General features: G+C 64.1%; 14 protein-coding genes. 2 read left to right on the top strand and 12 right to left on the bottom strand.

The annotated features are described in order from the left end of the window. Window positions 1–3: 3 nt before the first annotated feature. From BRAO375_RS33285 to rplJ, 6 genes are all read right to left on the bottom strand, one after another. Entirely contained in the window at window positions 4–2,082 is a 2,079-nt protein-coding gene (locus BRAO375_RS33285) for an ABC transporter ATP-binding protein (protein WP_035643420.1), read from the bottom strand. 207 nt (window positions 2,083–2,289) lie between these two features. Then, a complete protein-coding gene (locus BRAO375_RS33280) occupies window positions 2,290–4,353 on the bottom strand; it encodes an FAD-dependent oxidoreductase (protein ID WP_009031834.1) in 2,064 nt (687 codons plus the stop codon). A gap of 336 nt (window positions 4,354–4,689) precedes the next feature. Beyond that, complete coding sequence (gene rpoC, locus BRAO375_RS33275) at window positions 4,690–8,889, bottom strand: DNA-directed RNA polymerase subunit beta' (RefSeq protein ID WP_009031833.1); 4,200 nt, start codon at window positions 8,887–8,889, stop codon at window positions 4,690–4,692. Between the two features lie 135 nt (window positions 8,890–9,024). Beyond that, window positions 9,025–13,143, bottom strand: a complete 4,119-nt coding sequence (gene rpoB / locus BRAO375_RS33270) for a DNA-directed RNA polymerase subunit beta (protein ID WP_009031832.1) — start codon at window positions 13,141–13,143, stop codon at window positions 9,025–9,027. Window positions 13,144–13,687: 544 nt separating this feature from the next. Then, window positions 13,688–14,065 (bottom strand): 50S ribosomal protein L7/L12, encoded by a 378-nt coding sequence (rplL, locus tag BRAO375_RS33265; protein WP_009031831.1) that lies wholly within the window; start codon window positions 14,063–14,065, stop codon window positions 13,688–13,690. A 60-nt stretch (window positions 14,066–14,125) separates the two neighbouring features. Beyond that, on the bottom strand, window positions 14,126–14,644 hold the full coding sequence (rplJ, locus tag BRAO375_RS33260; protein WP_008963452.1) for a 50S ribosomal protein L10: 519 nt from the start codon (window positions 14,642–14,644) through the stop codon (window positions 14,126–14,128). 953 nt (window positions 14,645–15,597) lie between these two features. Between rplJ and BRAO375_RS33255 the strand changes: the two genes are divergently transcribed. Continuing rightward, window positions 15,598–17,217 (top strand): hypothetical protein, encoded by a 1,620-nt coding sequence (locus tag BRAO375_RS33255; protein ID WP_139031530.1) that lies wholly within the window; start codon window positions 15,598–15,600, stop codon window positions 17,215–17,217. Window positions 17,218–17,231: 14 nt separating this feature from the next. Here the strand turns inward: BRAO375_RS33255 and BRAO375_RS33250 are convergent, their stop codons facing one another. The 6 genes from BRAO375_RS33250 to BRAO375_RS35830 all read right to left on the bottom strand — a co-directional run bounded on the left by BRAO375_RS33250 (window position 17,232) and on the right by BRAO375_RS35830 (window position 22,374). Further along, window positions 17,232–18,182, bottom strand: a complete 951-nt coding sequence (locus BRAO375_RS33250) for a 2-hydroxyacid dehydrogenase (RefSeq protein ID WP_009031829.1) — start codon at window positions 18,180–18,182, stop codon at window positions 17,232–17,234. A 78-nt stretch (window positions 18,183–18,260) separates the two neighbouring features. Continuing rightward, a complete protein-coding gene (gene rplA / locus BRAO375_RS33245; protein WP_009031828.1) occupies window positions 18,261–18,953 on the bottom strand; it encodes a 50S ribosomal protein L1 in 693 nt (230 codons plus the stop codon). 6 nt (window positions 18,954–18,959) lie between these two features. After that, a complete protein-coding gene (gene rplK, locus BRAO375_RS33240) occupies window positions 18,960–19,388 on the bottom strand; it encodes a 50S ribosomal protein L11 (protein ID WP_006611824.1) in 429 nt (142 codons plus the stop codon). Between the two features lie 397 nt (window positions 19,389–19,785). Next, complete coding sequence (gene nusG, locus BRAO375_RS33230) at window positions 19,786–20,343, bottom strand: transcription termination/antitermination protein NusG (protein ID WP_009031827.1); 558 nt, start codon at window positions 20,341–20,343, stop codon at window positions 19,786–19,788. Then, window positions 20,343–20,534 (bottom strand): preprotein translocase subunit SecE, encoded by a 192-nt coding sequence (gene secE / locus BRAO375_RS33225; RefSeq protein ID WP_006611822.1) that lies wholly within the window; start codon window positions 20,532–20,534, stop codon window positions 20,343–20,345. Before secE ends, nusG begins: the two co-directional genes overlap by 1 nt. Window positions 20,535–20,784: 250 nt before the next feature. After that, entirely contained in the window at window positions 20,785–22,374 is a 1,590-nt protein-coding gene (locus BRAO375_RS35830) for a sensor domain-containing diguanylate cyclase (protein ID WP_009031825.1), read from the bottom strand. A gap of 357 nt (window positions 22,375–22,731) precedes the next feature. On the opposite strand from BRAO375_RS35830, the gene BRAO375_RS33215 reads away from it, so the two are divergent. After that, window positions 22,732–23,952 carry an ABC transporter substrate-binding protein gene (locus BRAO375_RS33215; protein ID WP_009031824.1) on the top strand — a complete coding sequence of 407 codons (1,221 nt, stop codon included), beginning with the start codon at window positions 22,732–22,734 and terminating at the stop codon, window positions 23,950–23,952. Window positions 23,953–23,990: the final 38 nt, after the last annotated feature.

Here is a 23,990-nt window from a genome sequence, read left to right as displayed (position 1 = left end):
GGGTCACTCCTCCTCGTCGTCCTCGTCCTCATCAAGGTCGTCGTCCTCGTCGTCATCATCATCATCGCTGGCGGCGGCCTGATCCTGCCGGCTCGGCTGGTGGCCCTGGTCGTCCCAGAGCTTGCGGTAGGTGCCGTTCTTGGCCAGCAGCTCGGCGTGGCTGCCGCGCTCGATGGCGCGGCCACCGGAGATGACGATGATCTCGTCCATCTCGACCACTGACGTGAGCCGGTGGGTCGACCAGATCATGGTGCGGCCCTCGGAGACCTTCAGCAGCGTGCGGTTGATCGCGGCTTCGGTGGTCTGGTCGAGCGCCGAGGTGGCCTCGTCGAGCAGCAGCACGGAGGGATTGCGGATGATGGCGCGCGCGATCGCGATGCGCTGGCGCTGGCCGCCGGACAGCGTGTCGCCGCGCTCGCCGACCGGGGTGTCGTATTTCTGCGGCAGGCTCATGATGTAGCGGTGGATTTCGGCCTTCCTGGCCGCCTCCTCCACCTCCTCGTCGGTCGCCCCCTCCTTACCGAGCCGGATGTTCTCGCGCAGCGACATGTTGAACAGCATGTTCTCCTGGAACACCACCGCCATGCTGCCGCGGAGCGAATCGCGGGTCACCTTGCGGATGTCGACGCCGTCGATCGTCACGCGCCCCTCGTCGGGCACGTAGAGCCGCAGGATCAGGTTGAGCAGCGTGCTCTTGCCGGAGCCGGAGGGACCGACGATCGCGATGCGCTTGCCGACATCGAGCTTGAGGCTGAGATTGTCCAGCACCGGGGTCTGGCTGCCCTCGTATTGGAAGCTGACACGCTCGAAGGTGATGTCGTGGCTGATGCGCGGCAGGTCCGGCGCGCCCGGCCGGTCGGCGCCGCGCGTCGGCTCGTCCAGGAGCTCCTGCATGTGCCGGATCGCCGCCGCCGAGGAGATCGACACCGGGACGAAGTGCATGACATGGGCGATGTTGTACGACACCTCCCAGAACGCGCTCTCGAAGGTGACGAAGGTGCCGACCGTGATCTGGCCCTTGGTCGCGAGATAGGCGCCGATGGCCAGCACGACCAGGTGCAGCAGCAGCACCGCGATGGTCACGGTGCGCTCGACCATGGTCGAGAGGAACATTGCATCGGCCATCTTGCGCCGCGCCGCGTCGTTGCGGAACGAGAACCAGCCGAACACCTTGCGGTGCAGGCTGAACGCCTTGATCACCGCCTGCGCCGCGATGTTCTCCTGGATCACGCCGAGCAGCGTGGCCTCGTTGAGCTTCTGCTCGTAATTGGCCTGCACCGCCTTGGGCGTCAGGATGCGCGGGCCGATCAGGGTGATCGGGAATACCAGGAGCGCAATCGCGGCGAGCTGCCAGTTGAGGAACAGCATCAGGATGATGCCGGCGATGAGCTCGAGCAGCGGTAGCGCGGCGCTGTTGGCGAAGGTCTTCACCACGCCCTCGAACGCCGACATGTCGACCGAGAAGCGCGACAGGATCTCGCCGCGCTTGGTGCGCTGGAAATACGCCGCGGGCAGGTTCTGCACATGGTCGAACAGGCGCGTGCGCACGTCGGAGATGATGCAGGCCGCGAGCCGCGCATCCCAGCGCTCGTACAGCACGGCGACGATCGAGGTGAAGATGCCGGCGACGGCGAGCACGCCGAGGATGCGGTAGAGCGCCTCGAAATCCTCCTCGCCGAGCGCGTCGTCGATCAGGAACTTGAGGCTGAGCGGCATGATGACGTTGAACAGCGTCTCGATCAGCACGCCGATCGACACGAAGGCCAGCATCTTCTTGTATTTGCCGAGCAGCGGCGAAACGAAGCCGTAGATCGTCGCCAGCGCGCCGGCGGCCTCGCGGGCCGTATAGACGACGAGGTCCTCGTCGTCGTCATCATCGTCAAGATCGAGATCGGCCTCGTCGCCGTCCTCGTCTTCATCCTCCTCGTCGATCAACGGCGTCTTGTCGCTCGCGGGCGGCTTCGCCGTTCCAGGTTTCGGAACCGGAGGGCTGGCTGCGGCTCCCCGCTTGTCCAGATCATCAGCAGGATCGCCTGCCGATCTGGATTTGGGATTTCCCGGCACTGAAGATTTGGGCGACATTCAACGAACCGATCCTGCACGGCCGAGATGACCGTAACGGATGAAAGCGGTTCGGCTTTATCATCTGGGATAGCCGGCCGCCAGCATTCTCGCGACACGGCGCCGCACCCATGTCGGCCAGGGCCTGCTCTGTCGCACCATCAGCGCAGCCGGTGAATGAATCGTTCAGCCGGCGCGCCACAACAGGAGCGCGCCATTGCCCGGAGTTCAGTCCTCGTCGTCCTCGACCTTGTCGAAGAACGAGTAGCGCAGGCTGTCGGCGTCGGCATACCACTGGCCGGGACCCTTGTTGGCGGCCAGGGTCGCCGCCCACACCTCGTCGGTGCAGTCGCGGCGATGCATCGCCAGATCGAAACCGTTGCCGAAGAACAGCTCGGACCATTCCCACCAGGTGCCGAGCTTCTTCACCCCGCGCAGGAGGTCGTAGCGATCGACCAGCGCCGGCGCCATGTCCGAGGTGATCGAGCCGAACACCAGCCCGGTCTTGACCACGCGGTTGAGCTCGCGAATCGCGCGCGCGACCTGCTTGTCGCCGAGATGGCACAGGCTGGTCTCGAACACGAAGTCGAACTCGCCGGACTTGAACGGCAGGTCGGCGATCGAGCCGAGCTTGTTGTACTTCTTCAGCGCCTTCGGCGTCTTGCCGTGGATGTAGCGATTGTTCTCGATACCCCAGGCATCGATGCCGCGCTCGCGAAGCGCACCGACCAGTTCGCCACTCGCGGAGCCGGCCACCAGCAGCTTGTAGCCTTTGCCCTTGCCCCTGTTCCAGACGATCTTGATCAGACCGAGCAGATAGTCCGGATCGGTGAAGTGCGACCAGGCTTCGCTGTACGGCCCCTGCCCGCGATAATCGTCGAAATAGTCGCGGTCGATCTTGTCGGACAGCGGCTTCTCCGCCTGCGACTTGACGCGGCGCAGCCGCATCATCTCGGTGAGGATGATGTCGGTCGCGGCATCCGACGAATCGAGCAGGCCGTTGAGCGTCGAATCGAACAGATAGTCGCCGACGACCACGATCCCCGGATGCTCCTTCGGCTCGGGGCGATGATTGGTCATGACGTCGCGCACCGGCAGGCCGCCCGGCAGCGCATTCACCGACGACAGCCAGCGGTGGATCTTGCCTTCCATGAAATGCGCCCTGGAATCGCCGAGCGCCGCCGGCAGCGACTTCAGCGCGGCATCGATCAGCTCCTGGTCGGACAAATTGGCGAAGGCCAGCGCGTCGGAACCCGCGATCAGCCAGTTCAGCACGCCGTGCTTGCCGACGTCGTGGCGCGAGCCCTCGTTGTAGATGCAGCAGCCGCCGAACGCTTCCGACATGAACCAGGAGCCCGGGATCTTGTCGCCCCAGAACGGGGAATCGAACAGGATCGACACACGCAGATAGTGCGCGGGCCGGTCGAAATAGGCGACGTGCTTGACCATCGACTGGCGCAGCTTTTCGCCGTCCCAGCCGACCGTCGACAGCCAGGAATGCGGCAGGCAGACCAGCACGAGATCGAACTCGCGCGTCTCCGGGCCCTTGCCGTTCATCATGTTGAGCCGGTAGCGGCCCTGCTCGGTCTTGCCGATGCGCAGCACACGGTGATTGAGCTGGATGTCGGCATCGACCTCGGAGCGGAGGCACTCGATCAGCTGCTCATTGCCGTTCTGGATGGAATACAGACCGATGTAGTCGTCGATATCCATCACGAAGTTCTTGAGCGCGTTGAGGCCGTTGGTGTTGTGGGCCTCGGTCGCGATATCGGAGCGCGACATCACCTTGAAGAAGCGCTTCGCGGTGGGATCCTCGACCTCCTCGTCGAGCAGCTCCTCGCAGGTCTTGTAGGCCCAGGGATGCTCGTTGTCGTGGGCGCCAACGCCCTCGTAGTACTCGACCGGCGACATCACGTCGGAGCAGCGCTTGCGGAACGCCTCGACCGCCGCGGCGGTTTTCGGCCCGTATTTGCGGCGCAGGCCCGGCACGTCGTCGAGCAGCTCGCCGTCGAGCTGTACCTGCAGCGCGTCCATCGGAATCGTCTGCAGGCCGAAATGCTGGATCAGCTCGCGCAGCGGATCCGGCCCGGTCATCGAGTAATCGTAGATCTCGGCGACGCCCGCCTCGTACATCGCGGGCGCAGAATCGAACTTGCGCGTGACGATCTTGCCGCCAAGCCGGTCGGACGCTTCGAAGATCGTCACCTTGCAGAGATCGCCGAGCTTCCGCCTCAGATACCAGGCGCTCATCAGGCCGCCCGGACCGCCACCAACAATCGCAAGGTCAAGCATCGAAGTTCCGCCATCTCCGGCTGTCTGGGACAGCGCCGGTCGTCCGTGTCACGGGTCTGCCACCCTCGGGGCTGATCGGCCATAGCGGACCCGGCCCGCACAGGGTTTGCGCCGGAGCAAATCGGCGCATCGCCACGGCAGTGGACGGAAATCAGCTCAGCGGATCTGATGCTCCCAGAAGCGCCTTTGTGCCTGAAGGGAAGATGAACAACCGGGCAGCAGCACGGCAACAGGAGAAGATCTTGTCAAAAAAAGGCCGGCAAGCACCGGCCTTTTCTCCATGAGATGAACGAGCGGAAGACCCTGACACCGTCAGGGCCTGCCGCAACGTTCGGTTCACTCCGCGGGCGGCAGCGCCAGCGGCTGCGGCTCGGGCTGCGACGGCACGATCGCCGCCTGCTTCTCGCGCTCGTCGAGAATTAGCTTGTCGCGCTTGAGAGCGACTTCGCGGATGCGGGCCATGGAGGCGCCGGTGCCGGCCGGGATCAGGCGGCCGACGATGACGTTCTCCTTGAGACCCTCGAGCGGATCGATCTTGCCGTTGACCGCCGCCTCGGTGAGGACGCGGGTGGTCTCCTGGAACGAGGCCGCCGAGAAGAACGACCGCGTCTGCAGGCTCGCCTTGGTGATGCCGAGCAGAACTGGATTGCCGGTGGCGGGCTTCTTGCCCTCCTCCTGCGCCTTCGCGTTCAGCAGATCGAACTCGATCTTGTCGACCTGCTCGCCCGAGATCATGTCGGTGTCGCCCTGGTCGGTGACCTCGATCTTCTGCAGCATCTGACGGACAATCACCTCGATGTGCTTGTCGTTGATGAGCACGCCCTGCAGCCGGTAGACCTCCTGGATCTCGTTGACCAGATAGGCCGCGAGTTCCTCGATGCCCTTGATCGCCAGGATGTCGTGCGGCGCCGGGTTGCCTTCGACGATGAAGTCACCCTTCTCGACGATGTCGCCATCCTGGAGATGGATGTGCTTGCCCTTCGGGATCAGGTACTCGCGCGGCTCCTCGGTCTTGTCGACCGGCTCGATCGAGATGCGACGCTTGTTCTTGTAGTCGCGGCCGAACCGGATGGTGCCGGCGATCTCAGCGATGATCGCGGCATCCTTCGGCTTGCGCGCTTCGAACAGCTCCGCCACCCGCGGCAGACCGCCGGTGATGTCGCGCGTCTTGGCGCTCTCGGTCGAGATACGCGCCAGGATGTCGCCCGGCTTCACCGTCGCACCGACGTCCACCGAGAGAATGGCGTCGACCGACAGCATGTAGCGGGCATCGCCGCCACGGGCGAGCTTGAGCACCTTGCCGTCCTTGCCCTTGATCACGATCGCCGGACGCAGATCCGCGCCACCGCGCGTTCCACGCCAGTCGATGACCACGCGCTTGGCGATACCGGTGGACTCGTCGAGCGTTTCCGAGATCGACAGACCTTCGGTCAGATCCTCGAACCCGATCGTGCCCTCCGCTTCCGTGAGGATCGGGCGGGTGTACGGATCCCACTCGGCGATGCGCTGGCCGCGCTTGATCATGTCGCCGTCGTCGACATGCATGCGCGAGCCGTACTGGATACGGTGCGTCGCACGCTCGGTGCCGTCGGGGTCCACGATCGTCACGACCATGTTGCGGACCATCGCGATCAGGTGCCCCTCGCTGTTGCGAGCGATCGCCTTGTTGCGGATGACCACCTTGCCTTCGAAGTTCGACTCCACGAAGGACTGCTCGTTCAGCTGCGCCGCGCCACCGATGTGGAAGGTACGCATCGTCAGCTGGGTGCCGGGCTCGCCGATCGACTGCGCGGCGATGACGCCGACAGCCTCACCGTGGTTGACCGGCGTACCGCGCGCGAGGTCGCGGCCGTAGCACATCTTGCAGATGCCGTTGACCAGCTCGCAGGTCAACGCCGAGCGGATCTTCACCTCCTGCACGCCAGCCTGCTGGATGGCGTCGATGTGGCTCTCCTCCATCAAGGTGCCGGCCTTGACCAGCACGGCATTGGTGGCGGGATCGCGCACGTCGTCGCACGGCACGCGGCCGAGGATGCGCGAGCCGAGCGAGGCCACCAGCGTGCCGGCGTCGACGATCGCGCGCATCTTGATGCCGAGATGGGTGCCGCAATCGTCCTGCGTGATGATGCAGTCCTGCGCGACGTCCACCAGACGACGGGTGAGGTAACCCGAGTTCGCGGTCTTCAACGCGGTGTCCGCGAGACCCTTGCGGGCGCCGTGGGTCGAGTTGAAGTACTCGAGAACCGAAAGACCTTCCTTGAAGTTCGAGATGATCGGCGTCTCGATGATCTCACCCGACGGCTTGGCCATCAGGCCGCGCATGCCGGCGAGCTGACGCATCTGGGCCGGCGAACCACGCGCACCGGAGTGCGACATCATGTAGATCGAGTTGATGTCGGCATCGGCCCCCGTCGCCGTCTTCTTGGTGACGGAGATCTCCTTCATCATCTCCTTGGCGATCTCTTCCGAGGCCTTCGACCAGGCGTCGACGACCTTGTTGTACTTCTCGCCATGGGTGATCAGACCGTCATTGTACTGCTGCTCGAAATCCTTCGCCAGCGTACGGGTGGTATCGACGATCTTCCACTTGCCGGCCGGCACGACCATGTCGTCCTTGCCGAACGAGATGCCCGCCTTGAAGGCGTTGTAGAAGCCGAGCGCCATGATGCGGTCGCAGAAGATCACCGTCTCCTTCTGACCGCAGTGACGATACACCTGATCGATGACGCCCGAGATCTCGCGCTTGGTCATCAGCTTGTTGATGACCTCGAAGGTCACGCGCGGATGCTTCGGCAGGAGATTGCCGAGCATGACGCGGCCCGCGGTGGTTTCGATCCAGCGCTTGGCGATCTTGCCTTCCTCGTTCATCCCTTCCCAGCGATACTTGATCTTGCTGTGAAGATGGATGGCCTTGGCGTGCAGCGCATGCTCGAGCTCGGCCATGTTGCCGAACGTCATGCCCTGGCCGGGCATGCCTTCGCGCATGATCGAGACGTAGTAGAGACCGAGCACGATGTCCTGCGACGGCACGATGATCGGCTGACCGTTCGCCGGATGCAGGATGTTGTTGGTCGACATCATCAGGACGCGCGCTTCCAGCTGCGCTTCAAGCGACAGCGGAACGTGAACGGCCATCTGGTCGCCGTCGAAGTCGGCGTTGAAGGCCGAGCAGACCAGCGGATGCAGCTGGATCGCCTTGCCCTCGATCAGCACCGGCTCGAACGCCTGAATGCCGAGACGATGCAGGGTCGGGGCGCGGTTCAAGAGCACCGGATGCTCGCGGATGACCTCGTCCAGGATGTCCCAGACCTCCGGACGCTCCTTCTCGACCAGCTTCTTGGCCTGCTTGACGGTGGTCGACAGGCCCTTGGCGTCGAGCCGCGAGTAGATGAACGGCTTGAACAGCTCGAGCGCCATCTTCTTCGGCAGGCCGCACTGATGCAGGCGCAGCTCGGGACCGACCACGATGACCGAACGGCCGGAGTAGTCGACGCGCTTGCCGAGCAGGTTCTGACGGAAGCGGCCCTGCTTGCCCTTGAGCATGTCGGCGAGCGACTTCAGCGGACGCTTGTTGGCGCCGGTGATGACGCGGCCACGGCGGCCGTTGTCGAACAGCGCATCCACCGCCTCCTGAAGCATGCGCTTCTCGTTGCGGATGATGATGTCGGGCGCGCGCAGCTCCATCAGCCGCTTCAAGCGGTTGTTGCGGTTGATGACGCGGCGGTAGAGGTCGTTGAGGTCGGAGGTCGCGAAGCGGCCGCCGTCGAGCGGCACGAGCGGACGCAGATCCGGCGGGATCACCGGAACGACGGTCATGATCATCCATTCCGGCTTGTTGCCGGAGTGGCGGAAGGCCTCGACGATCTTCAGGCGCTTGGCGAGCTTCTTGTGCTTGATGTCGGAGTCGGTCTCCTGCATCTCGGCACGCAGCGTCTGCTCGAGCTTCTCGAGCTCGAGGCCGCGCAGCAGCTCACGGATGGCTTCCGCGCCGATCATGGCGGTGAAGCTGTCCTGGCCGTATTCGTCCTGCGCCTTGAGGTACTCGTCCTCGGACAGCAGCTGACGGTCCTTGAGCGCGGTCAGACCCGGCTCGAGGACGACGTAGTATTCGAAGTACAGGATCCGCTCGAGATCCTTCAGCGTCATGTCGAGCAGCAGGCCGATGCGCGACGGCAGCGACTTCAGGAACCAGATGTGCGCGACAGGAGCGGCGAGCTCGATGTGGCCCATGCGCTCGCGCCGGACGCGCGACAAGGTCACCTCGACCGAGCACTTCTCGCAGATGATGCCCTTGTACTTCATCCGCTTGTACTTGCCGCACAAGCACTCGTAGTCCTTGATCGGCCCGAAGATGCGGGCGCAGAACAGGCCGTCGCGCTCCGGCTTGAAGGTGCGGTAGTTGATCGTTTCCGGCTTCTTGATCTCGCCGTAGGACCAGGACAGAATCTTTTCCGGCGACGCGATCGAGATCCGGATCTGGTCGAAGACCTGAGCCGGCGTCGTCGGATTGAAGAGATTCATAATTTCTTGGTTCATCGTATTCTCCTCGCGGACCGATCGGGGGTCAGCCGCAAATTCGAAAATCTCTTTTGAGACGGCGCCCTGCCCCGACCCGCGGGAGGAAGGCGCCGGCACCCGGCCGCTACAGGCGGCCGGGCCGGATCTCTTGAACTACTCGGCGGCTTCCGACGTCGGCGCCGGTCCGAGCTTGGAGTTGTGCAGGTCGACGTTGAGGCCGAGCGAGCGCATTTCCTTGACCAGCACGTTGAACGATTCCGGAATACCGGCCTCGAACGTGTCGTCGCCGCGCACGATCGCCTCGTAGACCTTGGTGCGGCCGGCGACGTCGTCCGACTTCACCGTCAGCATCTCCTGCAGCGTGTAGGCCGCACCGTAGGCTTCGAGCGCCCACACCTCCATTTCGCCGAAGCGCTGGCCGCCGAACTGGGCCTTGCCGCCCAGCGGCTGCTGGGTGACCAGCGAGTACGGGCCGATCGAACGCGCGTGGATCTTGTCGTCGACCAGATGGTGCAGCTTCAGCATGTAGATGTAGCCGACGGTGACCTTGCGATCGAACGGGTCACCGGTGCGGCCGTCATACACGGTCGACTGGCCGGACGCGTCCATGCCCGCGAGCTTCAGCATCTCCTCGATGTCGCTCTCCTTGGCGCCGTCGAACACCGGAGTGGCGATCGGCACGCCGCGGCTCAGATTGTGACCGAGTTCAAGCAGCTCATTGTCGTTGAGCGTCTTGATGGTCTCGTCCTCGCCGTAGATCCGCTTCAAGGTTTCCTTCAGCGGCTTGACGTCCTGCTTCGACAGATAGGCATCGACCGTCTGGGCGATACGCTTGCCGAGGCCGGCGCAGGCCCAGCCGAGATGCGTCTCGAGGATCTGACCGACGTTCATGCGCGAGGGCACGCCCAGCGGGTTCAGCACGATGTCCGCATGGGTACCGTCCTCGAGGAACGGCATGTCCTCGATCGGCACGATCTTGGACACGACGCCCTTGTTGCCGTGACGGCCGGCCATCTTGTCGCCCGGCTGGATCTTGCGCTTCACGGCGACGAAGACCTTGACCATCTTCATCACGCCCGGCGGCAGCTCGTCGCCACGCTGCAGCTTCTCGACCTTGTCGAGGAAGCGCTGTTCCAGCCCCTTCTTCGACTCGTCGTACTGCTTCCGCATGGCCTCGATCTCGGCCATCAGCTTGTCGTTCGACGACGCGAACAGCCACCACTGCGACTTCGGATACTCGTCGAGCACCGCACGGGTGATCTTGGTGTCCTTCTTGAAGCCCTTCGGGCCGGAGATGCCCTGGCGGCCGTCCAGCATGTCGGCGAGACGGCTGTAGACGTTGCGGTCCAGGATCGCCTGCTCGTCGTCGCGGTCCTTGGCCAGACGCTCGATCTCTTCCCGCTCGATCGCCAGCGCACGCTCGTCCTTGTCGACGCCGTGGCGGTTGAACACGCGCACCTCGACGATCGTGCCCTGCACGCCCGGCGGAACCCGCAGCGAGGTGTCGCGAACGTCCGAGGCCTTCTCACCGAAGATGGCGCGCAAGAGCTTCTCTTCCGGCGTCATCGGGCTCTCGCCCTTCGGCGTGATCTTGCCGACCAGGATGTCGCCGGCGCGCACTTCCGCGCCGATGTAGACGATGCCGGCTTCGTCCAGGTTCTTCAGCGCCTCTTCCGACACGTTCGGAATGTCGCGCGTGATTTCCTCCGGACCGAGCTTGGTGTCGCGGGCCATCACCTCGAATTCCTCGATGTGGATCGAGGTGAAGACGTCCTCCTTCACGATCCGCTCGGAGAGCAGGATCGAATCTTCGAAGTTGTAGCCGTTCCACGGCATGAACGCGACGAGCACGTTGCGGCCGAGCGCGAGCTCGCCCAGATCGGTCGACGGACCGTCAGCGATGATGTCGCCCTTCTTGACGATGTCGCCGACCTTCACCAGCGGACGCTGGTTGATGCAGGTCGACTGGTTGGAGCGCTGGAACTTCATCAGTCGGTAGATGTCGACGCCCGACTTGGACGGATCGAGATCTTCGGTGGCGCGAATGACGACGCGGGTGGCGTCGATCTGGTCGATCACGCCCGAGCGGCGCGCCGCGATCGCGGCGCCCGAGTCACGGGCGACCACGCCTTCCATGCCGGTGCCGACGAACGGCGCCTCGGCGCGAACCAGCGGCACCGCCTGGCGCTGCATGTTCGAGCCCATCAGTGCGCGGTTGGCGTCGTCGTTCTCGAGGAACGGGATCAGCGCCGCAGCGACCGAAACCAGCTGCTTCGGCGACACGTCCATGTAGTCGACCTTGTCCGGCGTCATCGGCACGACTTCGCCGGCGTGACGGCAGACCACGAGGTCCTCGGTGAAGCGGCCCTTGGCATCGAGCGGCACGTTGGCCTGCGCGACGCGGTAGCGCCCCTCCTCCATGGCCGACAGATACACCACCTCGTCGGTGACGCGGCCGTCCTTGACCTTGCGGTACGGCGTCTCGACGAAGCCATACTTGTTGACGCGGGCGAACGTCGCCAGCGAGTTGATCAGACCGATGTTCGGACCTTCCGGCGTCTCGATCGGGCAGATGCGGCCGTAATGCGTGGGATGCACGTCGCGCACCTCGAAGCCGGCGCGCTCGCGGGTCAGACCGCCCGGTCCAAGCGCCGACAGGCGACGCTTGTGGGTGATCTCCGACAGCGGGTTGGTCTGGTCCATGAACTGCGACAGCTGCGACGAGCCGAAGAACTCGCGCACGGCAGCAGCGGCAGGCTTGGCGTTGATCAGGTCCTGCGGCATCACGGTGTCGATGTCGACGCTCGACATGCGCTCCTTGATGGCGCGCTCCATGCGGAGCAGACCGATGCGGTACTGGTTCTCCATGAGCTCGCCGACCGAGCGGACGCGGCGGTTGCCGAGATGGTCGATGTCGTCGATCTCGCCCTTGCCGTCGCGCAGGTCCACGAGCGTCTTGATGACCGCCAGGATGTCTTCCTTGCGGAGCGTGCGCTGGGTGTCCGGCGCATCGAGCTCGAGACGCATGTTCATCTTGACGCGGCCGACCGCGGAGAGGTCGTAGCGCTCGGCATCGAAGAACAGCGACTGGAACATCGCCTGCGCGGAATCGAGCGTCGGCGGCTCGCCCGGACGCATCACGCGATAGATGTCGAACAGCGCGTCCTCACGCGTCATGTTCTTGTCGGCGGAGAGCGTGTTGCGGATGTACGGGCCGACATTGACGTGGTCGATGTCGAGCAGCGGCAGGTCCTTGTAGCCCTGCTCGTTCAGCACCTTGAACAGCTTGTCGGTGATCTCCTCGCCGGCCTCGGCGTAGATCTCGCCGGTCTTGGGGTTGACGAGATCCTCGGCGATGTAGTTGCCGAGCAGCTCCTCATCCGACATGCGCAGCGCCTTCAGCCCCTTCTCCTGGAGCTGGCGGGCGGCACGGACGGTGAGCTTCTTGCCGGCCTCGAGCACGACCTTGCCGGTGTCTGCGTCGATCAGGTCGTTGACGGTCGAATAGCCGCGGAAGCGGTTGGCGTCGAACGGAACGCGCCAGCCTTCCTTGATGCGCTTGTAGATCAGCTTCTTGTAGAAGGTCGACAGGATCTGCTCGCCGTCGAGGCCGAGCGCGAACATCAGCGACGTCACCGGCAGCTTGCGGCGACGATCGATGCGCGCGAACACGATGTCCTTGGCGTCGAACTCGATGTCGAGCCAGGAGCCGCGATACGGGATGACGCGGGCGGCGAACAGCAGCTTGCCCGACGAATGGGTCTTGCCCTTGTCGTGATCGAAGAACACGCCCGGCGAACGGTGCATCTGCGAGACGATGACGCGCTCGGTGCCGTTGACGATGAAGGTGCCGTTCATGGTCATGAGCGGAATGTCGCCCATGTACACGTCCTGCTCCTTGATGTCCTTGACCGACTTGGCGCCGGTTTCCTCGTCGATATCGAACACGATGAGGCGCAGCGTCACCTTGAGCGGGGCCGCGAAGGTCATGCCGCGCTGGCGGCACTCGTCAACGTCGTATTTCGGCGGTTCGAACTCGTAGCGGACGAACTCGAGCATCGAGGTGCCCGAGAAGTCGGAGATCGGGAACACCGAGCGGAAGACCGCCTGCAGGCCCTCATCCGGCCGGCCGCCCGTCGGCTCGTCCACCATCAGGAACTGGTCATAGGACGCCTTCTGAACCTCGATGAGGTTCGGCATCTCCGCGACTTCCTTGATGTGTCCAAAGAACTTGCGAACACGTTTGCGACCGGTGAATGTCTGCTGCGCCATCGTGGCCTCTCATGTCGTCGCCCGGAGGGGCGATCCTTCCGAAACAGCGGCTGCCACCGCCCTCTCGGGTTGAATTTCGATCCATTTCGAATGGCCTGGGGACAGAACGCGGAACGGAAACGTCCCAGATCTGTTCTTCAGACCACCAAAACGCAAAACGACGCGCGAGGCGCGAGGGCGCACCCGCTCGTCAGAACCAGTTCGTCACGGACTGCAAAAGCCCGAAATTGCCAATCTCCCAACGGCTTACGACGGAGACGCTACTCCACCGATCAACCGGCTTTTCGTGCTGCCGACCCAATATGGGTTGACAATAGTCGAGATTCGAGAGCGACGTCCCCAAATCTCCACACTTTTCCGTGTTCGGCCCGCAGCGGACGTTTCCGTTGCACGCCTTTTGCAACGATTCCGGCCGATCCGGATACCCCCGCAAACGTCTTTGTCTTTATGATGACCGGGCGATATTACCACCCGGTCACCAAATTCGATTGGAAGCGCCACGTATCGCCGTCAGGCGGCGGGGCGCTCCACAAGAAGTCGCCGATTACTTGAGCTCGATCTTGGCGCCAGCCTTCTCAAGCTGACCCTTGATCTTCTCGGCCTCTTCCTTGTTGACGCCTTCCTTGACCGGCTTCGGAGCACCCTCGACGAGGTCCTTGGCTTCCTTCAGGCCCAGGCCGGTGATGGCGCGGACTTCCTTGATGACCTCGATCTTCTTGTCGCCGGCCGAAGCCAGGACAACGGTGAACTCGGTCTTCTCTTCCGCCGGAGCGGCAGCTGCGCCACCGGCACCCGGAGCGGCGACGGCCACGGCGGCCGCGGCGGACACGCCCCACTTCTCTTCCAGGAGCTTCGCGAGCTCAGCAGCCTCGAGAACGGTGAGGGCCGAGAGGTCGTCGACGATCTTCTGCAGGTCAGCCATTGATGTAGTCCTTTAGTGTGGTTCGGTTCGAAACCAGGTTGTGAGTGTTTGCGAAGGGCGTCAGGCCGCTTCGCCCTTTGAGGCATGAGCCTGAATGACGCGCGCGACCTTGGCCGCGGGAGCGTTGGCGAGCTGGGCCAGCTTGGTCGCCGGAGCCTGGATCAGGCCGACGAGCTTGCCGCGCAGTTCGTCCAGCGACGGCAGCGAGGCCAGAGCCTTCACGCTGTCGACATTCAGGACGGTTGAGCCCATCGAGCCGCCGAGGATGACGAACTTTTCGTTCGCCTTGGCGAATTCGATGGCAACCTTGGGCGCCGCGACAGGATCGTTGGAAGTTGCGATCACGGTCGGCCCCTTCAACAGGGGACCGATGCCGACGACGTCCGTGCCTTCAAGAGCAATTTTGGCGAGACGGTTCTTCGAGACCTTCACCGATGCGCCCGCCTGCTTCATCTGCTTGCGCAGGTTCTGCATCTGAGCCACGGTAAGGCCGGAATAGTGAGCGACGACGGCAACGCCCGTGGTCTTGAAGACCTCGTGCAGCTGCTCGACCGCCTCTTTTTTTGCCGCTCGTTCCACAGCAAGCTCTCTCCGGTTGGCGGTCTTCGCCCGAAAGCGGGACCGCCGGGTTGCACCCGCCGCCCGCCAAACCTGACCTCCGGACGGAAGACCCCGAGGACACGCAAGGCAAAACGGCGATGAATAGCCTGCCCTTCCCAAAGCTCTCACGAGCTCGCGGAGTGTCGAGGTTCGAACCAAACCTGCATGCCACCACGACTAAGCGCAGAGGACATGCCGAAATCCGGTCTTCACCCGTCTATGCAGGCTGGATGATTAAGCCATTGAGGAAATTGGATTTCCGCGCCGGCGCCTGCAGTCTCGGACAGGACTCGGGGTGATCGGCGGACCGACCTCCCCTGCGGCATTTCGAGAGCAGAAAGATCCTTCTTCCTTCCGAGTCATCCGAACGGATATCCTCAAAAGGAATGCTGGCTCTCTCCAGGTCTTTCGGAATGCGCGCACGGGCGCGCCAGCAAAAGCCGACCCGCCCGGAAGCCGGTTCTTTAACGGGTCGATGACGGCTTGCCAAGACCCCCAGGGCAAAAATCGCACCAGTTGGATGCATCGCCGCCAATGCCCGCTGGTATCTAATTCCCGGAGCCAGCTGCAGGCCAACACGTCCCGCACATGAGGTCCGTCGCGAACACATCGAGCCCGGCACCGGGATAACGGGGCGCAGAAGAACAGGACAACGCCGTCAGCGGAGCGCCGCGCTCGCTATCCTCAGTCGGAGAGACAGCACGAGATGGGTCCGAGAACGGCAGGCCCGTCCCGAGGGCCTGCGGCCAAATTGGCGCGCGCCGGGTGGAATCCATTTGCCATCCCTTGCAACACGTTGCAGTTCGCGCGGGCCGGATTCACCAAAACTGATCGTGGCGAGTGCTATGCCGCCAGCAGCACTGCGCTGGCACTCCGGAAAGCAACACGTGACGCCGTCCCCCCGCTCCCCATCCATGGTCCAGCACGCCCTCATGCTGCTGGCTGGCCTGATCATTCTCGCCGCCGTCTACGGGGGGTTGGGGGTCACGCCGTTCCCCGCGGCCTGGTTTCTCTTTCTCGCACCCCTGCTGTTCACAGCGCTGAACGCAGCCTGGATCGCCGTCGCCGCCGGGGTGCTGATGTACGGCATGGCACGCAACCGGCCGGGGCTGATGGCGGCGCCCCCCGTCTTCTTTGCGTGCTGGTGCGCGGCCTCCATCGTCGACCGCACGATGGTTGCATCCAGCGCTGATCCGGTCTTGTTTCGCCGCGACGTCCCGGCGGACCTTCGCGAGCTCCGTTCGCTGACCGTGGTTGGCAACGGATCCAGCCGGGGGTACGCCCGCCTCCTCGCGGACGGGACCATCGACCAGTACGTCCAGGCGACCGAGGCCGGGACAGGAGGCCCGGGGCTGATCCGGATGACGCGGCTTGCCGAGGTCCAGCAGTGCAGCTCAGGCGATATGCGCGCGTCCGACTCGCTGCAGGCCGCGGGCCGGATCGACCAGTGCCTGAGAACCACGACCATCGACGCGATTCCCGACGGGCTCGTCGTTCGCATGACCTTGCAGCAGGCCTATGGCTGCTGCGCCGAGGGCACGATCAGCATCCGTCGAAACGGCGAAGAAACGGTCGCCGCGACATGGCGCTCGGAGCGACGAAGGGTCCTCAGCTATGTGCCGCTGTTCGGGCCGGTCGGCGACGGACCCACCCCCGCCACGTCGCTCTGGAAAGGCGGCGCTGGCGGGCCATGGCAGGTTGTATGGGCCGGCAAGCCCGGCTTTTCCGAGACCGATCTGGCTGCGGCCGTCTATGGCATTGATTGGAATGCCCCGCTCGATATCGTGCAGGTCGACAACGCCGAGCTGGCGAGGCGCGCGGCGGAGATCTCCAAAGGCCCGAACCACGACGCCGCGCTCGATCTCGCGCTCGAGCTGCAACGGAGGAACTATACTGGCGACGACGTGCTCGGGATTGTCGCCTCGAAGATCGAGTGGGCCTTCTCGGGATCGAATGTCGAGCGCAAGGCATCGGAATTCTTCCGTCATCTTCGGCCGCTGGAGAAGGCCCGATTTGTCGATCTGATTCTCGACAGGATCCAGGATCCATCGATCGGGTCTGACAATTTGCACACCGAGTTCGGCTTCAACACATCGTTTGAAACGGCTCAATCCGAACGCGCCTTGCGTATCTTCGAGCAGCGCAACGATCTCAAGGTCTGGCAATATGAGCAGGCTCTGCGTATCGCGCAGGACGGCCGGATCCGCTTTGCTCCCGACGAGTTTGCAGCCGAGCAGGATCGCCGCTTCGCCTTTCTTCGGCAGGATGCGAGCCCCGCCTTCGTCCGGCGGACCCTGGCCTTCGGCCAGGTCTATTTCCGGCCTCGCGATCATCAGCGGGACTACTTCGGCAGCCAGCTCGATCGTGTGCCGGATGCGATGATCGAGGAGTTCCTCAGGGCTGTCGGATGGTTTCACAGCTACGATGAAACCACGACGACCGAGGCAACCCGTCGGCTACGCGACCGCGCTGCGATCCGCATCGCGGCCGTCATCGACGCAAAGCTCCGACGGGACTTGCAGGATCGTTTTCGGCTGGACCTCAACCGCTGAGAACGGTGCGGGATCTATCGGACCTGATACGGCAACGGCTTTCCGGCAAAGAACGCGGTGAGATTGGCAACCACGCAGGCCTGCATCGCCACGTGGGACTCCCGGGTGTTGCCGCCGATGTGCGGCGTAACCACCACGTTCGGCAGTGAGGTGAGTTCATCCGGCGCGTGCGGCTCCGTCTCGAACACATCGAGCCCGGCCCCGGCGATGGCGCCGTCCTTCAGCGCCGCCAGCAGCGCCTGTTCGTCGATCACGGAGCCGCGTGAGATGTTGACGACATGGCCCTCGGGCCCGAGCTTCTTTAAGAGTTCGGCATTGACGACGTGGGTGGTCTCGGCGCTGGCCCGGACCGCAATCATCAGCACGGTGCACCATTCGGCGAGCGCGTCGAGGCTCGGGAGATACTGGTACGGCAGATCATCGTAGCGGGTGCGGCTGAAATAGCCGACCTCGGTCTCGAACGCCGCGACGCGCGCGGCGATCTTGCGGCCGATCTCGCCCATGCCGTAGACGCCGACCTTGCAGCCGGAAAGGCTCGGCGGCGGCTTCATCAGCGGCGACGGCTTGGACGTGGCCCAGCCGCCGTTGCGGACGTAAGCGTCAGCCACCACCAGCCGCCGCGTGCTCGCCAGCATCAGCATCACCGCGACGTCGGCCACTGCGGCCGCGTTCGCCCCAGGGCTGTGGCCGACCGCGATGTTGCGCGCCGCCGCCGCCTTCAGGTCCACACCGTCATAGCCAGTGCCGTAGCAGATGATGGCGCCTAGCGCCGGCAGCCGGTCCATCTCCGCCGCGCCGAGCGGCGTCCCCCCAGCCGTGATCAGCGCCCGGACCTGCGCCACCTCGCCTGCCGGAAACACCTCGTGCGCCGGTTTGCCGCCGGTATCGAGAAGGTCGAAGCGATCTGAAAACCGCTGGGTCAGCGATTTCGGGAGGCGGGAATAGATCAGGACCTTGTCGAGCATCGCGGCCGGGACTCCAAAATGCGAAGGGCGGGATCGTTGAACGATCCCGCCCTTGCTGTCTAACCTATGCGTGGCCGCTTAGGCGAGCACGGTGCCCGGCTCGACCTTGACGCCCGGGCCCATCGTCGACGACACCGCGACGCGCTGGACGTAGGTGCCCTTGGCGCCCGCCGGCTTGGCCTTCACGACCGCATCCGCCAGCGCCTTGATGTTCTCGACCAGCTTGTCCTCGGCGAACGAGGCCTTGCCGACGCCGGCCTGGATGATGCCGGCCTTCTCGACGCGGAACTCGACCGAGCCGCCCTTGGCGCCCTTGACGGCGCCGGCGACGTCCATGGTCACGGTGCCGATCTTCGGGTTCGGCATCATGCCGCGCGGACCGAGCACCTTACCGAGACGGCCGACCAGCGGCATCATGTCGGGGGTGGCGATACAACGGTCAAAGTCGATGTTGCCGTTCTGCACCTTCTCGACCAGGTCCTCCGCGCCGACAACGTCGGCACCGGCGGCCTTGGCCTCGTCGGCCTTGGCACCACGGGCGAACACGCCAACGCGCAGCGTACGGCCGGTGCCGTTCGGCAGCATCACGACGCCACGGACCATCTGGTCGGCATGACGCGGATCGACGCCGAGGTTGATCGCGACCTCGATGGTCTCGTCGAACTTCGAGGTGGCGCGCTCCTTGATCATCTTGATCGCATCAGCAAGCGGGTAGAGCTTGGTGCGGTCGATCCCCTCGCGGGACTTCTTCAAACGCTTTCCGATCGCCATGGCCGCTTACCCCGCAACTTCCAGACCCATCGAGCGGGCGGAGCCCTCGACCATCTTCATGGCCGACTCGATCGAGTCGCAATTCAGGTCCTTCATCTTCTTTTCGGCGATCTCGCGCACCTGCGCCTTGGTCACCTTGCCGGCCTTGTCGCGACCCGGGGCCTTGGAGCCCGACTGGATCTTGGCAGCCTGCTTGAGGAAGAAGGACATCGGCGGGGTCTTCATCTCGAAGGTGAAGGACCGGTCCGCGTAAATGGTGATGACCACCGGGATCGGGGTGTTCTTCTCTTCCTTCTGGGTCTGCGCGTTGAACGCCTTGCAGAACTCCATGATGTTGAGACCGCGCTGACCGAGCGCGGGACCGATCGGGGGCGACGGGTTCGCCGCGCCGGCCGGAACCTGAAGCTTCAGGTAACCGGTTACTTTCTTTGCCATTGTTGATTCTCCAACGCGTTCGCGTGTTTGCCTGATGCGAACGCACCGCCCTCCAGGCGACAAAACCCGTCGGGCGAGGTTTGGGACCGTGGTCCGGCGCGCTTTGATCCGGCTGGCAAAGCCGGCCGCGCCTCCCACGAACGAAATCGCCCCCCCCATCAGGGGAGCGAAGCGCGCCCGATACACGAGATCGGACGAAAAGGAAAGGGTGGAGCACGCGAGCTCCCTCCTCCCGTCATTCCGGGGCGCCCGTGAGGGCGAGCCCGGAATCCATAGCCACAGGATGCCGTTTGAGGCACTCCAGAAGTGGCAGCTCGCCGTCTCATACCCTTTTGGGTGATGGATTCCGGGCTCAGCCCTTTCGGGCTGCCCAGGAATGACGGCGGAGAGAGCGGCCTTAGCCCACCACCTTCTCGACCTGGTTGAACTCCAGTTCGACCGGGGTGGCGCGGCCGAAGATCGACACCGCGACCTTGAGGCGCGAACGGGCCTCGTCGATTTCCTCGACCACGCCGGAGAACGAGGCGAACGGGCCGTCGGCGACGCGGACGTTCTCGCCGATCTCGAACGACACCGACGATTTCGGCCGCTCCACGCCCTCCTGCATCTGGTTCAGGATGCGCATCGCCTCGCCTTCGGAGATCGGCATCGGCTTGTTCTCGGCGCCGAGGAAGCCGGTCACCTTGGGCGTGTTCTTGATCAGGTGAAACGCCTCGTCGGTCAGCTTCATCTTCACCAGCACGTAGCCGGGGAAGAACTTGCGCTCGGCGTTGATCTTGCGGCCGCGGCGCACCTCCGTGACATTCTCGATCGGCACCAGCACCTGCTCGAACAGATCCTCGAGATTGCGCTGCTTGGCCTGCTCGCGGATCGACTCCGCGACCTTCTTCTCGAAGTTCGAATAGGCGTGGACGATGTACCAGCGCTTGTCGGAGCTTTGCGTTGCGATTGCCATCAGTGGATGCCCAGCACGAGGGTGATGAGATAACGGATGATCTGATCGGCGGCGAAGAAGAACACCGAGGCCAGCGCCACCATCACGAACACCATGATCGTGGTGATGGTGACCTCGCGACGGCTCGGCCACGAGACCTTGGCGGTCTCCGAGCGCACTTCCTGCAGGAATTTGAACGGGCTTGTAGCCATCGTCAGGGGTCCGCGTCCGTGATCGGACGTTTGAAGAGTTGACTGGGAAAACCGAACAGCCGACCGCTGCCCACCCTCTTGTCGGAGAGATGAGCCGGAAACCACGGGCTCGCTTGTTCGGGGAGTGAAAAGCCGCGCCGGATATCCGCATGTCGCGGGCCGGCTGCAGGTAGACGATATTTACTGTTCGGCCGGCCAAAGGTCAAGATACGGGCACGGCCGGCCCCCTGGTCATGGCGTCGGCACGGGGCTAGGCGGCCGTGACAGCGTGGCCGGGCAGCTCCACGGCGACCCTGCTGCAATTGCGGCCGGCGGCTTTCGCCTCGTACAGGGCGCGGTCGGCGGCCTTCAACAGGTCGCCGACATCCGACATGTCCGGTGCCGCCATCGCGATCCCGAGGCTGATGGTCATGTTGAAGCGCCCGCCCGGACGCGCCAGCACGCAGGCGCCGACCTGGTTCCGAATCCGTTCGGCAATCAACAAAGCCTGCGCCTGCTCAGTCTCCGGCAAGAGAACCGCGAACTCCTCGCCGCCGAGGCGCCCGACGACGTCGGCGCGGCGCCGGTCGCGCCGGCACACGCCGGCCAGCGCGGCGATCGCCTCGTCGCCGACCGCATGCCCATACTGATCGTTGACCGACTTGAAGTGATCGATATCGATCATCAGCACCGAAAGCGGACGATGATAGCGCTGGAAGCGGCTCCATTCGGCCTGGGCCAGGACCAGAAAGTGCCGCCGGTTGAACACCCCGGTCATCGCGTCGACCGTCGCCAGCTTCTCAAGCTGCTTGGCGTTCCGAGCGAGGTCCGTGATGTCGGTATAGGTCAGCATGCGGCCGCCGTTGCCGATCTCGGTGCAACACACGCGCGCATTGAGGTCGTCGCCGACCTTGAGATCGATCACCGCGGGATCGGCTGCACGCACCGCCGCGATGCGGCTAGCGCAATGGACTTCGAACGCCTCCGACGACATGCCGTAGAGGCCGGCGCTCGGCGTTCCAGCAAGCAGTTTCGCATAGGACGGATACTCCGCCGCCTGCTGCTCGGTGACGCCGAAATACTCCCGCATTCGCGCATTGATGAACAGCGCGTTGAGATTTTCATCGAGCAGCAGCACGCCATCCTGGATGCGGTCCAGCGCCGTTCGCAGCACGTCGAGCTCGTCGGAGTGCCTCACGATGTCCGTGATCCTGGTGTAGGTCAGCAGATGTCCGCCGTCCGGCAGGGACGTGCATTGGACGCGAATGACCTGACCGTCGGGACGGCGCAGATCGATCGGCCGAGAGTCTCCCGCCTCGATCGATCGGATCCGCGCCTTGACATGCGCATCGGCGTCGACATCACCCAGATCGAACGAGCCCGCATCGATGCAGAATTTCAGGACGTCGCCGAAGGCGGGCCTGCCCTCGACCAGCTCATCGGGAATGTTCCACATCTGGCGGAAGGTCAGGTTGCAGAACTGGACATGCGTATCCTTGCTCAACAGCAGAATGCCACTCTGGATCTCATCGAAGACTGAGCGAAGCGCCAACAGCGCGCCGACACAGCTCGACCGATGATGAGTGGCCGGTCTTGCGCCGTCGACAGCAAGAGGCTCGAACTCCAGGATGAGCTCGTTGCCCGATTGCCAGACCGTTTTGCATGACCGGTGCAAGGCCGCCTCGGGAACGACGAGGTCGCAGGCATCCGAAAGCCTGGTTTCGCGCTCGAGCGCGACCACGGCGCAGTGATCGGTGAGCCGCAGAACGGCACACTCCATCATCGCCGACGGATCGGACTGGAGACAGAGCGTTCCTGCCAGCGGTCCACGGTCGATTGTCTGCTGCCTTGCGATCGCCATTGAACGCCTGCGAGAGCCCCCTGCAGAGCGAGTCAATAAAAGCTGGCTTAAAGGCTTGCTAAGTTGATCTCGACCCGGCCTCGGTAGAATCCCGGAGAAGCGCCGGTTGCGGCTGCGCCTTGTTGTCGCGGCGGCCAACATCGCTTCCGAACCTCGGTCCTCATCATGCCGGGCTCGTGTCCCGCACCCGCTGCCTTGCCCAGGGCCGGTTTTTCGTGCCGCGGCAGGGCATTTCCGCACCACGGCAGGTTGAGCAGCTGCCGCGACGAAATGCCCGGGAAGGAGCGGTTCCGGCCCTTGCCGCGCCTGCGGCCCCCGCTCATTCTCGCCAGCACAAGAATAATCAGGAGGAAACCTATGACCTTTGCCTCGCGCGAGGGCGTGATGCGCCTTGCGGCCGTCGGCCTTGCCACTCTCGCTCTCACCGCCGCTCCCGCCCGGGCCCAGGCGCCGCTCAAGATCGGTGTGCTCAGCGACTTCTCGTCGGTCTATTCGGACATCGGCGGCCAGGGCAATCTCGAGGCGACCAAGCTCGCGATCGAGGAGTTCGGCGGCACGATGTTCGGCAAGCCGATCGAGGTGATCAGCGCCGATCCGCAGAACAAGGCCGACATCGCCGCCTCGATCGTGCGCAAATGGTACGAGAACGAAGCCGTCGACATGGTCATCGACATGCCGACTTCGGCCACCGCGCTCGCCGGCATGGAGATGTCGAAGCAGTTCGAGAAGCTGATGATCGTGACGGACGCGGCGAGCTCCGACATCACCGGCAAATCCTGCTCGCCCTATACCGTGCACTGGACGTATGACACCTACGGCAATGCGCACACGGTCGGCCAGGCGATCGTCAAGAACGGCGGCGACACCTGGTTCTTCATCACCGCCGACTATTTGTTCGGCCATTCGATCGAGCGCGACACCGGCGACGTCGTGCGCGCGGCCGGCGGCAAGGTGGTCGGCAGCGCCAGGCATCCGCTGAACAACCAGGACTTCTCGTCCTTCCTGCTGCAGGCCCAGGCCTCCAAGGCCAAGATCATCGGCATGGCCAATGGCGGCGGCGACACCATCAACACCATCAAGCAGGCCGCCGAGTTCGGCATCGTCGCCGGCGGCCAGAACCTCGCCGGCATCGTGATGTTCATCTCCGACATCCACAGCCTCGGCCTGAAGCTGGCGCAGGGCCTGATCATCACCGAGGCCTATTATTGGGACCTCAACGACCGCACCCGCGCCTTCGGCAAGAAGTTCTTCGACAGGATGAAGCGGATGCCGACCATGAACCAAGCGGCGACCTACAGCGCCACCCTGCACTATCTCAACGCGGTGAAGGCCGCCGGCACCCGCGACACCAAGCCGGTGCTCGCCAAGATGCGCGAGACTCCTGTCCGCGACGCCTTCACCGACAACGGCGTGGTCCGCGAGGACGGCCGTATGGTGCACTCGATGTTCCTGTTCGAGGTCAAGAAGCCGGAGGAGTCGAAGGGCCCCTGGGACTATTACAAGGTGCTGGCGGAGGTGCCCGGCGACCAGGTGTTCCGGCCGCTGAAGGACGGCAACTGCCCCTATGTGAAACAATAGGGACCGCCCAAAATGCATTCGGGGCTCGCGCATCGCGG

The sequence above is a fragment of the Bradyrhizobium sp. ORS 375 genome, assembly GCF_000239775.1.
Taxonomy (GTDB): Bacteria; Pseudomonadota; Alphaproteobacteria; order Rhizobiales; family Xanthobacteraceae; genus Bradyrhizobium.
Note: the sequence above shows the minus strand (reverse complement) of the source record. Positions and strands in the feature narration are given on the sequence as shown.